Origin of the sequence: Shewanella baltica (genome assembly GCF_900456975.1) — a bacterium.
Lineage (GTDB): Bacteria > Pseudomonadota > Gammaproteobacteria > Enterobacterales > Shewanellaceae > Shewanella > Shewanella baltica.
In genome coordinates this window covers 989,596-1,003,796 of the sequence record NZ_UGYM01000002.1, presented here as the reverse complement: position 1 = coordinate 1,003,796, position 14,201 = coordinate 989,596, and the positions used below count along the sequence as shown (strand labels likewise).

12 protein-coding genes are annotated in these 14,201 nt (G+C 47.8%); 6 read left to right on the top strand and 6 right to left on the bottom strand.

What is annotated here, in order from left to right; all coding sequences use genetic code 11:
- Positions 1 to 56: 56 nt before the first annotated feature.
- Positions 57 to 2,180, bottom strand: coding sequence for an aldehyde ferredoxin oxidoreductase (locus tag DYH48_RS04440; protein ID WP_115334154.1), 2,124 nt, complete (start codon positions 2,178 to 2,180; stop codon positions 57 to 59).
- 16 nt (positions 2,181 to 2,196) lie between these two features.
- A complete protein-coding gene (locus tag DYH48_RS04435; protein WP_115334153.1) occupies positions 2,197 to 2,841 on the bottom strand; it encodes a 4Fe-4S dicluster domain-containing protein in 645 nt (214 codons plus the stop codon).
- A gap of 355 nt (positions 2,842 to 3,196) precedes the next feature.
- Here DYH48_RS04435 and DYH48_RS04430 point away from each other — a divergent pair, with 355 nt between their 5' ends.
- Positions 3,197 to 5,566: an OmcA/MtrC family decaheme c-type cytochrome gene (locus DYH48_RS04430; RefSeq protein WP_115334152.1), complete on the top strand. Its 2,370-nt coding sequence runs from the start codon at positions 3,197 to 3,199 to the stop codon at positions 5,564 to 5,566.
- 214 nt (positions 5,567 to 5,780) lie between these two features.
- Here the strand turns inward: DYH48_RS04430 and DYH48_RS04425 are convergent, their stop codons facing one another.
- The 3 genes from DYH48_RS04425 to DYH48_RS04415 all read right to left on the bottom strand — a co-directional run bounded on the left by DYH48_RS04425 (position 5,781) and on the right by DYH48_RS04415 (position 8,904).
- A complete protein-coding gene (locus tag DYH48_RS04425) occupies positions 5,781 to 7,559 on the bottom strand; it encodes a flotillin family protein (protein WP_006082587.1) in 1,779 nt (592 codons plus the stop codon).
- 36 nt (positions 7,560 to 7,595) lie between these two features.
- Positions 7,596 to 8,231 carry a YqiJ family protein gene (locus tag DYH48_RS04420; protein WP_071938326.1) on the bottom strand — a complete coding sequence of 212 codons (636 nt, stop codon included), beginning with the start codon at positions 8,229 to 8,231 and terminating at the stop codon, positions 7,596 to 7,598.
- 106 nt (positions 8,232 to 8,337) lie between these two features.
- Positions 8,338 to 8,904: a DsrE family protein gene (locus DYH48_RS04415; RefSeq protein ID WP_115334151.1), complete on the bottom strand. Its 567-nt coding sequence runs from the start codon at positions 8,902 to 8,904 to the stop codon at positions 8,338 to 8,340.
- A 63-nt stretch (positions 8,905 to 8,967) separates the two neighbouring features.
- On the opposite strand from DYH48_RS04415, the gene DYH48_RS04410 reads away from it, so the two are divergent.
- From DYH48_RS04410 to DYH48_RS04385, 5 genes are all read left to right on the top strand, one after another.
- Positions 8,968 to 10,473, top strand: coding sequence for a carboxypeptidase M32 (locus tag DYH48_RS04410; protein ID WP_115334150.1), 1,506 nt, complete (start codon positions 8,968 to 8,970; stop codon positions 10,471 to 10,473).
- 506 nt (positions 10,474 to 10,979) lie between these two features.
- Positions 10,980 to 11,477 carry a GNAT family N-acetyltransferase gene (locus DYH48_RS04400; protein ID WP_115334149.1) on the top strand — a complete coding sequence of 166 codons (498 nt, stop codon included), beginning with the start codon at positions 10,980 to 10,982 and terminating at the stop codon, positions 11,475 to 11,477.
- Complete coding sequence (locus DYH48_RS04395; RefSeq protein WP_006082592.1) at positions 11,474 to 11,824, top strand: DMT family protein; 351 nt, start codon at positions 11,474 to 11,476, stop codon at positions 11,822 to 11,824. The genes DYH48_RS04400 and DYH48_RS04395 overlap by 4 nt, the downstream gene beginning before the upstream one ends.
- 29 nt (positions 11,825 to 11,853) lie before the next feature.
- Entirely contained in the window at positions 11,854 to 12,111 is a 258-nt protein-coding gene (locus DYH48_RS04390; protein ID WP_006082593.1) for a DUF2960 domain-containing protein, read from the top strand.
- Between the two features lie 54 nt (positions 12,112 to 12,165).
- Positions 12,166 to 12,675 carry an RDD family protein gene (locus DYH48_RS04385; protein WP_115334148.1) on the top strand — a complete coding sequence of 170 codons (510 nt, stop codon included), beginning with the start codon at positions 12,166 to 12,168 and terminating at the stop codon, positions 12,673 to 12,675.
- 60 nt (positions 12,676 to 12,735) lie between these two features.
- Here the strand turns inward: DYH48_RS04385 and DYH48_RS04380 are convergent, their stop codons facing one another.
- On the bottom strand, positions 12,736 to 14,058 hold the full coding sequence (locus tag DYH48_RS04380) for an IS4-like element ISSba6 family transposase (protein ID WP_115334147.1): 1,323 nt from the start codon (positions 14,056 to 14,058) through the stop codon (positions 12,736 to 12,738).
- Positions 14,059 to 14,201: the final 143 nt, after the last annotated feature.

The window sequence follows — 14,201 nt, the reverse complement described above, 5'->3', positions numbered from 1 at the left end:
AGTGTTCACTCATAATGTCCAGTCATAACGCCAATCATAGCGCCCAACTAGAGTGTTCAAGCGGGTAGTAAACCTCGCGCCGCTAATTTGTCGGCGACAAAGCCCAGACTAAACTTGTCGAGTGTGGCCCGCGTTGGCGCTCCCGTTTGAATGTCCCAACCAAAGGCTTCGTAGAACATGTCCAGCGAGGTTTGCATGTCGGCGCGGTCCATCTTGATGGTGCCCTCTTCACCAAAGTTTTTGTCTGGGTCCATATCGTAAACCCAGTCGCTGAGAACATCGTGCTCTTCACGCATATTGCCCTCATTCATCTGCAACATGGTTAAGGCGCGGTGCAGATGCAAGACTCTTTCCGCCTTGAAATCTAACTCAGTTTCACTGGTTTCAATCCCTGTAACTAGGCTGAACATTTGCGATTCTATGGTGCTATCGCCTTCATAATTACGGTTCTTATCGGGCGATGCCAAAAGCGGGAACATCCAATTACACAGTGTCAGCGAGTCATGCAGCACGTTTTTCACTAAAGACCACTTAGCAAAACGAACCTTAGCGGCATTAATCGGGGTATACCAGCTCACCTTATCAAAGGCGCCCTCGCCCCATTTTTTCTCGGCGATAGCGACTGTCATATCGTGGGGTAACCCACTGTTAACTATGTTGATGTGGGAATGGCACTGGGCATCGCGGTTAAAGACAACGTTGATTAAGGTGCCCACCTGACCTGCAGTTTCACTCGCATGGTGCACGGCGGCGTTGGTTTTTCGGTTAAAGACCTTGGTTTTACTCTCTTTATGTATGTCCCAATACCCTAATGCGGGGTTTGTGCCATCTAAACCCCAACGCGCGATTAAGTCATATAAGCCATCCGCCATATGGGAAATTTCGCCTTCTTTGTAGGCAATGCGGCGATAGAAATCGATTAAGAAGGCAGGATCTTGATTATCCCAAAGCGCCCAAGGAATGCTGTTGTACTCCTCTTCAGGCAGTAAATCTTTGAACATATCGTGTGTTTTTAAAAACTTAAAGATATGAGAAATCAAACCATAGTTACACCAAATACCGTAGTCATCGAGGATCTGTGCCCCCAAGGCTCCCGCCATTGCATGTGCTTCTGAGCCGTTTGTAGTGCCCATCAAATACTGGGGCACCAGGAATCCCATACAGACGTTGGCAATATGCTCGGTTTTACGACCATATTTACTCTTCAGTTCAGGGACTTTAAGCTCGCAGAAACAACGTATTGGGCATGAATGGCAACCGCCAGTGCGCTTCATCCACTTGTTGGCATATTCGACGCCTATATAGCTTTCGGCCATCGAAGTGCGAAACCCAATACGGTTACGCTCATTCCAAGGCACTTCGCCTAAATCGATTTCTTGATCGGCGGCGCCCCACTTAAGGCCAGGTCGTGATTTCCAGCGACTGATAGGGGCTGAGTACTCGGCCCAAGATTGCGGCGTCGAAGGCACCACACCATTATTATTGGCGCCGATAATCCCTAAAATATGGTCATCTAAAGCGCGCATCTTTTCATTATTGGCGGCAATTTTGACGGCGCCGGTACCGATAATGCCGATCCCTTTACAATTTTTTGAGCCCATAACTGAGCCATGACCACCCGCAGAGTGTCCGCCCTGAGTCATGATGACAGACAGCGGCACTTGATTTTCACCCGCTTGGCCAATCGCCGCCACTTGTGCATTGGGACCCATCATTTGCGCTATCATGGCGTGGGTATCGAATATGCCTTTGCCCCATAGCGCATCGGCGGGTTCAATGGTGACCTTGTCATCGACAATTTTTAGCCACACTGGGCTCGCCGCTTTGCCTTCAATTGCAATCGCATCGAAGCCGGCAAATTTCATTGCAGGTGAAAAATGGCCACCAAAGTGACCGTCGGCAATAAGGTGTTTTTCAATCACGGGGCTACGGGAAGTAATCGTTGTTCGTCCAGTACAAATCACGCCTGACCCCGTTAATGGTCCCGCAGAGAAGACAATAATATTCTCAGGATCGATTGCCTTTATATTGTCCTTATGACCATCCCACAATATTTTATAGCCAATACCCATACCACCAATATAGTCATAATATTTTTCTATGGGATCATACGAAATCGTATTTGTCGTTAAATTAACTCTAAGGACTTTTCCTGCCCAACCACCAATTATATTACTCATCATATTTCACCTCGATTCAAGAAACTAAGCCGGTATATTTTTCATATTGTTCTAATGCAGCTTCGGCTTCATCCCAAGGATAAAATTTAATTGCCCCAGTAGGACAAACTTGAGCACAAGCAGGCTGGCCATTGCATAAATCGCATTTCACGGCTTTCATTTTACTGCGGACGACTTTAATCACTTGCTGCGGACATTTATCCGCACAATAACCACATCCAACACAGAGTTCTTCATCAACCACTTTGGCGCCGGTTAGCGGGTTGGTTGAAATAGCCTGTTTCGGGCACACTTGTGTACAAACTTCACATTGGCGGCAAGTGGCAGGAATTATGGTGCCATCACCGCATTCGCCATGCTGTATGTGATAGTTGAATTGCATGCCATGCGGGCCGAAGTTCATGTTATGTTCGACTTTTACGCGCGCCAGCGTTGGACTACTGTCGCCCTCGTGGTTCCAGCTGCAGGCAATCTCGCAGCGTCGACAACTCACACACACCACAGGGTTAACCACCATTAAACCACCGGCCATGACTTCTACGACTTCCTGACTGTCATTGTCGCTGCCACAACCGGTAAGAAAGCTAATCAGTGTCCCGTGATATACAGTACCGACAGCAACGCCCATACTGCTTTTAAGTATTCCTCTTCTGGTAATCATATTCGATCCTTTATTAGTCAAAGCAATATAATTAAAATATGCATACACTTTGATTCCCGACAATTTATGCTAGAGTAATATCTATTATTATTTTACGTCTGCGTCACACTTACCCAAATTGGGGCAATATTAGATCAAGTTACACGACTTGTGTCTGACTAACGCTTTTAAGAATTAACAATTAAATATATCGAAAATTAAAATAATGATTTAATTCAAACTACCTCAATATAATTAATCAAAAAGGTTTAAAAGCGGTTAATTAACTGCCACTCAACGCATAACTCAGTTAATATCTAAAACGCATACATTCCGATTAGAGTCCCGACAGAATCTAATTAAAAAGGAATGGAAAATGATGAACACGAATAACCGTTCTCAATGGAAAATCTTTACGCCAATTGCTGTTGCAGTCTGTCTGATGACCGCCTGTTCCGATGGTGAAGAGGGTAAAGAAGGCCCACCTGGAATTGTGAGTATCAGCATAGAACAGGCCGATACTCTTAAAGCGACAATCGAAAAAGTCGCTATCGATGCGCAAACTCAAGTGCAGGTCGATTTCTTTCTCAGTAACGCCAATGGCATTGCCGTCACTGGACTAGAAAATCTTAAGGAGCTCGACACCTTAGGCTTTGGTATCGCCAAGCTTGCACCGCCGCAGGCGCACTATCACATCCCTCAAGCCACAGCTAACGCTGCGGCGCAGAATAGCGCTGTCACAACGAGTGAGACCGCCAGTACGACAGATGCCGCATTGCAATGGACCAGCTACATCAACAACCAAGTGGAACCTGCGACCAATGCTCAGCCCAATGCCGTAACACAATTCCAAGCGGGCATTGAAAGCAGCTGTAAAGCGGCGTGTTTAACCTCGTTAGGCGCGGGTATTTACCGTTATACCTTTAGCAAACCTCTGACGGCTTATCCGCAATTTGCGGGGCTCGATACCCAATACACGCCAGAACTGACCCACAGGATTTACCTAGAACTCAAACCGTTAGCCAATAGCCCAATCGACACTCAGTTGATCAACAGCGTATACGACTTTGTTCCCGCCACGGGACAAACTGTCGCAGCGGACATGGGCCGCAAAGTTATCGCACCTGAGCAAGCCTGTTTTCGTTGCCATAATGCCGATTTAGCCAATGCCGATACCCGCCTTTTGATGCACGGCAGTAAACGTTTTGCCTTTGAGGGCTGCGTGGTGTGTCACACGACTTATTCTGGCGATCCTGAAACCGGTAACAGCTTAGATATGGCGACATTGACGCACCAGATCCACCAAGTTAAATATCAAATCGTCGGCCACAAGGGACAGTTATATGACTTCTCCAATGTGACCTTTCCCGGCGACATGAACCAGTGCCAGCAATGTCATATCGCTGACGCAGCGGCGCAAAGCAGCAATTACAATATCCCCAGTAAAACCGCCTGCCTTGACTGCCATAAAGCGCAAATTCCCGCCGACTGGAATGGCACTGTCGCGGGGTTATTCCATAATAGGGAGATTTTTGCCAAGCCATGGGCACTCAGCTGTAGCGGCTGTCACCCCGATAGCAATAATCCCCAAGGTGTCGGGCTATTTCACAATGCCGCAGTGAACACGGCCGCTAAACTGGCGAGCGATTACCAAGTTAAGTTACTGAGCTCGCAGCTCAGTGTTGAGGCGCAAACTCTAGTCGTCACACTGCAAGTGCAGCAACTTGACCAACTTCCCGCCACTCAAGCCATGATTAAATCTTTCTGGTTAATTGCTGCGGGTGAAACCAATCACGCCAACATGCCAGTTAATAATGGCCAGCGTAAAGTGTGGGATTTATTGGCAAACGCGAGCGATGTTGCCTTAAACATCACGGCGCCGAATCAGTTAACGGTCACTATATCTAACTTATCGACTGCTGACTTTGGCGATCTGAGCCAATCTAAGCTTTACAGTAAATTGGTGCTCTGCGCTGATAAGAACACTGGCTTTGCCATTGACTGTAATATCGCCAATCACAATGTGAACCTCAGCGCGTTGAATACGCTCACCCTGCAAGGTCAAACGGTTACGGCAAAGGCTAAGGTCGATGAACAAGCCTGTCGCCAATGTCATGATCAAGGCTTAGAGGACAGAGTCCTGTCGGCGCATCAAATGAGGGGGATTTTTGAGCCCACTAGCAGCTGCGGCACTTGTCATGCACCGCAAACCGCAACCGCGCTCACGGATGGGCAATGTCAAAGCTGTCACAGCAATGATGCAATCATGTATCTCAATGCAGGCATAATGCATACTACCGGTGCCGACCAAATCAAGCCCTATCGCACCATCAACAATACCTTGAGCTACAGGGAGTTAGTGCATTCACTGCACGCGGGAACCCGTACTGTCGTCGGTTTTGATAACCCACGCCCAGAACTCACCTACCCTAATGCGAAAAACAATTGCAGTGTTTGCCACAGTGCAGGGCAACTGGATCTCGCGGGACTGAGTGCAGAGCAATCCCTGTTAGTTGCCGCACCCGATGCGGTCAACAATGGTCAAATTGCCGAGTATTCGCCAACCTTGGCAACCTGCGCCGCCTGTCATACACAAACAGATAGCTTAGTGGTTCATGCACGTGGCTTTGGTGGGGTTTATCAAAGCGATGCCAGCGGAGGGCGAATTTACCAAGCTGGGCAAGAATCCTGCGCCATCTGTCACGCCGAAGGTCGCTCATCGGGTGTCGATAAGGTGCACCAATAGGCTGGTAGATTTTATCTCGCCCAAAAACAAAACCGCTCGCAATAATGCGAGCGGTTTTATTTAATCAGGTTGATTTATCAAGCTGATTTATCGTGCTGATTTACCAAGCCTTGAGTCAGTGCTGACTTCACTCAGCGCAAAAGCTTACTTGGCGGATTTAATCTCATAGGGCTAACCTCATCAAGCTAACCTCATAGAGTTCGCTAAGTCGACCTTACAGCTTAGGCACGCTTTGACTCTCGACCACATGCGTTTGGCTGTAATCTTTAAGCTCAGCATGAGACGACTTCACACCACTTAACGCCTCGGCGGTTAACGTGTTATTGCCGTTCAATAAATCATTCAAGGTGCCTGTATCACCGTTCACTAAGCCCAATTCTCTAAGCATGGCATCAACCACCGGCGCATTAGCGCGATAGTTTAATGCGGCACTGGTGACTTGCTCGGCAATGCCACCTTGATGGTGAGCGCCTTCGCCACCCGCGGCAAATTGATTGCCAGCGCCATAGCCTTGAAGAATTTTAATGCCTTCGATGTTTTCCAACGGTTTAACGGCTTGCGCCACAATTTCAGGCAGCGCTTTCAAAATTGCGAGGGATTTTTGCAGGGCTATTTGCTCATCACTCAAGACGTTTTCAGCTTCGTAAAGTGCTTGCTTACCCGCAGCTTCAACGGCATAGACTTTCTCATCCGCTTCGGCCTGCAGTTTTTTCGCATCGGCACTGGCGCGCGCTTCAATCAAAATCGCACTCGATCTGTCTTCGGCGGCACGTTTCTCGGCTTCGGCTTGTACAGTTACACCTACCGCATCACGCTCAGCTTCTTTACGGGCATCAATCACTTCAATCTCTTTACGACGATTCGCTTCGGCCACTTGGCGTGCTGTGATTACCGCTTCTTCTTTCTCAACTTTCAGTTTTTCGGCTTCAGCAGCACGGGCACGAGCAGCAGATTCTTCTTCCGATTTCGCCGCAACCGCAATGCGTTTTTCCTGCTCAGAAACTTCGATATCCCTTTGCTGTTGAATGCGCGATTGCTCAATCGACTTATACTTTTCAATTTCGCGGGTTTCGATATCTTTCGTCTTTTCGATTTGAGCCGTTTCGATAGCGCGTTCTTTAGCAATTTCGGCTTCGCGTTCTTCACGGGCCTTATTTTCTTTCTGCTTAATGATTTCCGCTTTTTGATCGGCGCGTTTAAATTCCAAAGACTGTTGCTGGATCAGGCGCGCTTCTTCTTCCGACTTTTCAATCTCTAGAGATTCTTTTTCGGCTTCGAGGTTACGCTGCTCGATCTTAATCCGGTTATCCTGTTGGATATCGTTGGTTTCTTTGCGTTTCTCTTCAATAATCTTCGCCAGACGCGCACGACCTTCGGCGTCGAATGCGTTGTTTTCATTGAAAAACTGCAAATCAGTTTGATCGAAGCCAGTTAACGAAACCGACTCGAGTTCAAGACCGTTTTTCTCCAGATCGTTAGCCACGTTATTTTGCACACGTTGCACAAAGTCGGCACGCTGCTCATGCATTTCTGTCATGGTCATTTCAGCGGCAACGGCGCGGAGTACGTCGACAAATTTAGACTCCATCAGCTTTTTAAGCTCTTCAACGCGGTTTGTGCGCGTACCTAAGGTTTGCGCCGCCATCGAAATACCATCGGAATTTGGAGCAACCCGCAGGTAAAAGTCAGCCTTCACATCGACTCGCATTCTGTCTTTAGTGATCAGCGCATCTTTCTGAGTTTTTTCCACTTCGATACGCAGGGTATTCATGTTGACCGAAATGGTTTCATGCAGCACTGGTAGTACGATAGCGCCGCCATCTTTAATGATTTTCTCACCGCCAAAGCCGGTACGCACAAAGGCCATTTCTTTGGTTGCACGTTTATATAACTTGGCAAAAATTAACCCAATCACGATAAAGCCAAGTAGCACCATACCGGCAACGAGCAAAATAAAACTACCGGATGAACCGATATCTGTTAACACATCCATTTGATTTCCTTTCAATTGATTTATGGCTGGGGACGATTAATTATCAAAACGCGTAGCAGACCAGACACGGCCTTCACGCTTAAGTAGCACGACTTGAGTGCCAGAGGCAAACTCGATGCCCGAGGTTTCAGGCTCGACTAAGACGTAATGTTTTTGTTGGTGTTTATCACGCACAACGGCTTCGGAAGGCATACCTTTGATGGCGCAGCCTAAGGTAATAGTCGCGACATAGCCGCTCAAATCATCAAGCGAAATCGCGCTCGATTCATTTTTCGGCAGATGATCGGCCAGCACTCGACCGAAATAACGGCAAGAAAAGGCACTCGCAACTATGGCTATGGGTAAAGTGAACAATTGCGGCAGTAAAAGGCCAGCGACATTGAAACTGATAAAATTGACGATATAACCCGCTATCGCAAAACTGGTCAGCGCGAGCACAAACCAAATCAATAACGGCAGTCGATTGAGGCACAGCCAACCGGCAATGCCAGTAAGTCCGCCAGGGCTCACATCTGCGTCATAATCCGCATCGATAGGCACCCATTGGTCTAGCGCACTCATCATGCTTAAGCCAATGACTAACGCGAAGGCTTCAAACACACCGAGGGCCAGAACACAGGCAAAAGCTATGGTGTAAGGTAAATTAGGCTGCTCAACTAAAAACGCCCACATAGTCATCTCCTTGAACAATACAGCATTCCATTTATTTCACTGTAATTATCGACTTATGCGCCACAGAATAGCAAGCCAAGCCATATTTCCAAACTAAAAATTTACCCTAAAATGGATTTTCACTGTAACCCTGCTGCGCCAAAATAGCGTGGGCTGTCATCGCCGATAATGCCATATCAACACCAGGTAATAATGAGGCATTGGTCAAATCAAAATAAGCGGCGCTCTGTCCGCAGATATAAAACTTCACGCCGTGATCAACCAGAGTCTTAACCAAAGCGCGATTGGCGTTTACGGCACCTGAATGCTGCTTGGCATAAAAAACATCATCAGCTAAATCGCTGATGCCGCCACCGTGCACCACCATGGCAAGTTCGATATCCGTTTCTTTAACGCCTGCCGCCACATGCATGTTGATAAAACGCGCTAAACTTTCGAGCTGACGATTTGCCTTGCCCACATCGGCCGCCTTACTCATATCAAAAGCCACTTTAAACTTCATGTCCTTAGGAATGGGCATCATGCTGTCGACTTTGGCAATCTGACCAAACTCAGGAATAGCAGGCCCTGCGACAAATTTATCGGCACCTGCCTGCGCTGTCGAAGCGATAGCGGCGAGGGTCAGGCACAGCGCGGCCTTTAGCGTTTTAGTGCTATATAATTTTGACTTCATTGTATTATCATCCTGTTATTGTTATTTATTCGCGCAGGTTTTATGCGCCAGAAGGGAAATCCCATGGGCACACCTAAGACTAAAGTACCAACGCCAAGTTACGACAAACTGACGGCACATTTCCAGAAAATTTCTCACTTTGAACATTTCAGCGCTTTGGGTGACTGGGATCAAGCGGCCATGATGCCTATGGGCGGCGGTCAAGATCGCGGCGATGCTATGGCAGAACTGGCGCTGCATATCCACGGTCTCAAAACATCAGCCGCCTTAGCTGAGCACTTACACGGCGCGGCGGATGAATCACTCTCAACAGAGCAAGAAGCCAATCTGCGGGAAATACTGTACCAGTATCAACAGGCCAACTTAGTGCCCGGCGACCTAGTACAAGCCAAAACCAAGATGGCCTATCAATGTGAGAATGCGTGGCGCGAGCAGCGTAAAAATAATGACTGGCAGGGCTTTAAGCCCAATCTAAAAGCGGTCATCGACCTTGCCAAGGAAGAAGCGCAGATCCGCGGCGAAGCGCAAAATATCACGCCCTATGACGCCCTGCTCAATAAATTTGAACCGGGAATGACCACGGCAAAGCTAGAACAAACCTTTGGCGGCCTGAAAGATTGGCTACCGACACTCATCCAAGAAGTGCTGGCTAAGCAGGCAAACGAACCAAAGCTTGTGCTCAATGACCCCTTCGATATCAGCGCGCAGCAAGCCCTTGGCCGTGACGTCATGGCGTTTTTGGGGTTTGACTTTAATCACGGCAGGCTGGACATGAGTAGCCATCCATTTTGTGGCGGCGTACCAAGCGATGTGCGGATAACGACCCGCTACAATGAGGCCGATTTCAGTAGCGCTATCATGGGCATAGTTCATGAAACTGGCCACGCCAGATACGAGCAAGGTTTACCTCATACGTGGCGCGGTCAACCCGCTGGGCTTGCACGTTCTATGGGCGTCCACGAAAGCCAAAGTCTATTTTGCGAAATGCAGCTTGGGGCAAATCCGGCATTTTTACGCCAGTTGCAGCCTAAAATCGCGCAGCATCTTAACTGTCATTTCAGCGCCCAAGAATTAGCCCAGCATTATACCCGCGTGAATCCCGGACTTATTCGCGTCGACGCCGACGAAGTCACCTATCCTTGCCACATTTTGCTGCGGTTTGAGGCAGAAAAAGCCTTTGTCGATGGCAGCTTAACCGTCGATGATTTACCTGATTTTTGGTCGACGCAGATGCAACAATTACTGGGGATCAATACTGATGGCAATTACCGCGACGGTTGCATGCAGGACATCCATTGGGCTGTCGGTGAGCTAGGGTATTTCCCAAGTTACACCTTAGGCGCCATGTATGCCGCCCAATGTCGTTTTGCGATGGAAAAAGCCTTAGGGCCGATTGAAGCCCTAATCGATGCAGGCAAGTTGGACTCGGTATTCCAGTGGCTGCGCGAGCACATTTGGTCAAAGGGATCCTTGCTCACGACCGATGAACTGATCCGCCAAGCAACGGGCGAAACCTTGAATGGTCAATATCTTGAGCGTCACCTGCGTCAACGATATCTGGGCATTTAACCGCTGCTGACGCTTATACCCAAGCTACCTGAAGAGTCGAGTTTCAGAGCGCCTAGGGTGCATCAATTCAAGGCGCATCAATGACAGAATGTCGGCCACCTTTTGAATTGATGCAACACGAAAGTGAAGTGCCCTAGGCGCTCCGTCCCGGCGGCTGATGTTAACCACGGGGTAACGCACTTTATGCTGCGTTGGTTATTTTTAACTTAGCCCGCTAGGTCTGCAAATAACCGCAATCGCCATGGATGGCGTGAATGCCATTTATGCAGGAGCAATAAATGGCCTTGCCTAAAGTGCGTTAAACTCCCGCTGAATCCTGCATCTTCAGGTTGTTTGGGTATACAAGCGCTGAAAGCTCAGTTTATACGGGTTTTAAAACGCTTTATATTGCCGCTGGAGCCTGCATTTTGAAGCCGCTTGAGGTTATAATGCCGAGCTTATTTGAATCAGGACTCTTTCTACGGAGTTCCTTCAACAGGACTTTTGAAACAGGATAATTGTCGGCCATGTTACTGCGAGCAATCACCCCACAGGATTGGGATGCCATTTTAGCAATCCAAGATGAGTGTTACTCACAACTGGATCCTGAGCCATTGCACGTGCTGCAAAGTAAATGGCAGGTATCGCCACAGTCCTGTTTTGTGTTCGAAGTAAATGGCTCAGTTGTCGGTTATTGCTTGGCTCACCCTTGGACCACCAATATGCCGCCAGCGCTCTATCAGCCCATCACCGATTTACCTAAGGCTGATACTTTATACCTGCACGATATTGCGCTTTCAGCCAAAGCCCAAGGTTTAGGCGCAGGTGCTAAGGCACTCACCCGCTTAACACTGCTGGCGGATCGATATAATCTCAATTCCTTGTCCCTCGTTGCCGTTCAAGGCGCCGACAGTTATTGGCTAAAAATGGGCTTTAAGCCTCAGACCATAGACAAGTGCCTTGGCAGCTATACCGACGATGCCATGTATATGATTTATAAATTTAATCATAGAGATGAAAGATGAATCCAACCCTAACGACTATTGGTTTACTCTGCTTGAGCAATATCTTTATGACCTTTGCTTGGTATGGGCATTTGAAAACCTTAGGCTCAAAGCCTTGGATTATCGCCGCCTTAGTGAGTTGGGGCATCGCCCTATTTGAATACTTGCTGCAAGTGCCCGCTAACCGTATCGGTTACACGGTCATGAATGTCGGCCAGTTAAAAATTTTACAAGAAGTCATCACCTTAAGTCTGTTCGTCCCCTTTGCCTATTTCTATATGAAAGAGCCATTGAAGCTCGATTATTTGTGGGCAGGATTGTGCATATTAGGTGCTGTGTATTTTATTTTTAGAAGTGAATTTAATTAATTTCAGACTTATTTCAGGAGAGCTCACCCATGGCCCGTCAAGTCACTTATACCTTCAAAGGTAAGACTAAAACTATCGCCTTTAGCTACGACAAACACCATGATTTATATGAAGCTGTGGCCGAAGCCGAAGGTATCGATCTGACCAAATTTTTAGCCATGGAGCAACAAGTCGCCATGACGTCGCGCAAGGGTGCTAAGGCTGAAAAAGAATTCAGAAAAGTAGAATTTGCCCGCTTTGGCTTTAGCAATATCCATTTTGTTAGAGACGAAGAACCAGAAGCCTAGGCAGGTTATTCATTTTTGTATTCGCTTTAAGCACTTTAAAAACAGGACACTGTGATGCTCAATACCGAACATGCTAACTTTCCCCGTGCGGGATTCTTTCGCCGCTTAGGTGCTGCCGTTTACGATTCGCTGTTAGCCGTGGCCGCTTATATGGTTTCTGGCGCTGTGGGCTTTGGCATTTTCTACGGCCTTACCGCTTCAGGATTGGCTGGCATGAATGGCTTTGAGCATGTCTCTGACGCGCTCAATGGCACGCCGATTTACCATGGTATTTATCAACTCTGGCTCGTCTTGTGTGTTGGCACTTTCTACGCCTTGTTCTGGAGTAAGGGCGGTCAAACCTTAGGGATGCGCGCTTGGCGGCTTAAGATCCAACATCCAAACGGCCAAAACTTAAGCATGATCACGGCCTACGCTCGCATCGTTTGGTCACTGCTCGGCATTGGTAATCTGTGGATCCTCATCAATGGCAATAAGCTTGCCCTACAAGATAGTATGACCCGCTCAGAAGTGGTTGTATTGTCTAAAGAAGCCAATCAAATGCGTAACTGGCACGGCGCCTAAGTTTAGTTTCTAGTAAATTGTTAGCATAAAAAAACGACGCAAAAGCGTAATGCCGTTCACTTAAGAGTGAACGGCATTTTTCTTGGGTCTAACCGGATACTTGTTTTTACTCATTTTAAGGACTCTTGGATAAGCCCTTTCCCGTTTACCATCCAACTTAAATTGCCGTGCATTGCGTTCTATATCCAATACGTCTCTCGGGACATTCCCCGGTGTTTGTGATGGCAGTTGCGTCAACTTGAAGATGATATAACTCGCCGCATCCCTAAAACTCAGTTGATTAGGATGGACCGATGGCAAGCTTTTAGCCATCAGCAACATCTTGTATCTAATGAGATTATAGGCCAGTAGCACGCCCCACAACTCTTGAGTCACCAGCTCCGGTAGTTGACTGCGTAGCGTAAAACGACTCTCCAACAGATGTTGTTTCATCTCTCTGTAGCCCAGTTCGATTTCCCATCGATGGGCATATAAGTCGACGATGTCTTCGCTGGGGTAACGCATCGGGTCAGTTAACGAGGTCAAAATGGCGATTGACTTACCTTTCACTGTCTTAGTGAGTAAACGCGCTTCAAGGGTATCAGGGAGCTGCGGCCATTTCTTTCTGGCTTGAGGCGTGGTGGTGAGTTTCACCCACTGGTCATGTTTTCCCAATGTTCGAACCACCTCATATTGAGTGCCTTTCTTCAATGGCAACAACCAGTGGCTGTCAGGTTGCGCTTGCTGCCAAGCGTGCAGAAGGCCGAGCGAGTAAAATCCTCGGTCAAAAAGGGTTAGACTGTGATTGGGAATGCTAGGAATGAGCTGAGATGCTAAGTTCATTTCATTTTCGGCAACCGAATCAAAGGCGCTGTTGACCAACAAATGGCTGCTTAACTCCATCAAGCAAACCATGCGAATTTGCGGATAAGCCGCTTCGCCTGAAGCGTTTGCGGTACGCGCAAAGGCGGCTTGATTTTGGACACTATCGGGTGTCCGCCATACTACACCGTCAACACCATACAAGTTAAGACCGCACCAATGAGGGTGTTCAGCTCTCGCGTGCCAGGTATTAGCGCTGCGACTAAACACTTCTCGAATAACCTCACTGCCCAATCGTTTTCGAGCCTGAGTCACAGCGCTGCGTGCAACATAATCAATCTCTTGCGGCAAAACAATGTCGAGTTTGTTGATGAGTGACCGAACAGACTCCCCTCGGAACAAAGCCATTCCGATAACGGCCCAAATCATCGCATCCATCGGCAATTTACGCCGTCTTAACGTCGCAACGCCTTGTGAGTCTAAACAGGATTGAATTAACTCAGGTTCTAACACATCAGCTAAGCAGGTGAATTCGGTTAGGCGGGTAATATGAGTGCGGGCGAGTGCTTCTGAGAGTTGCATAAAAAAATCCGATGACATGAGGTCATCGGATTTTGATCTTTTCAGCGAGATCGTCAAGCGATCTGTCTTAACTGATCGGCATTACGCAAAAGCGTCGTTTTTTATGGGCTATTTTTTAGGGACTGTTCTTATAAACTATTCTT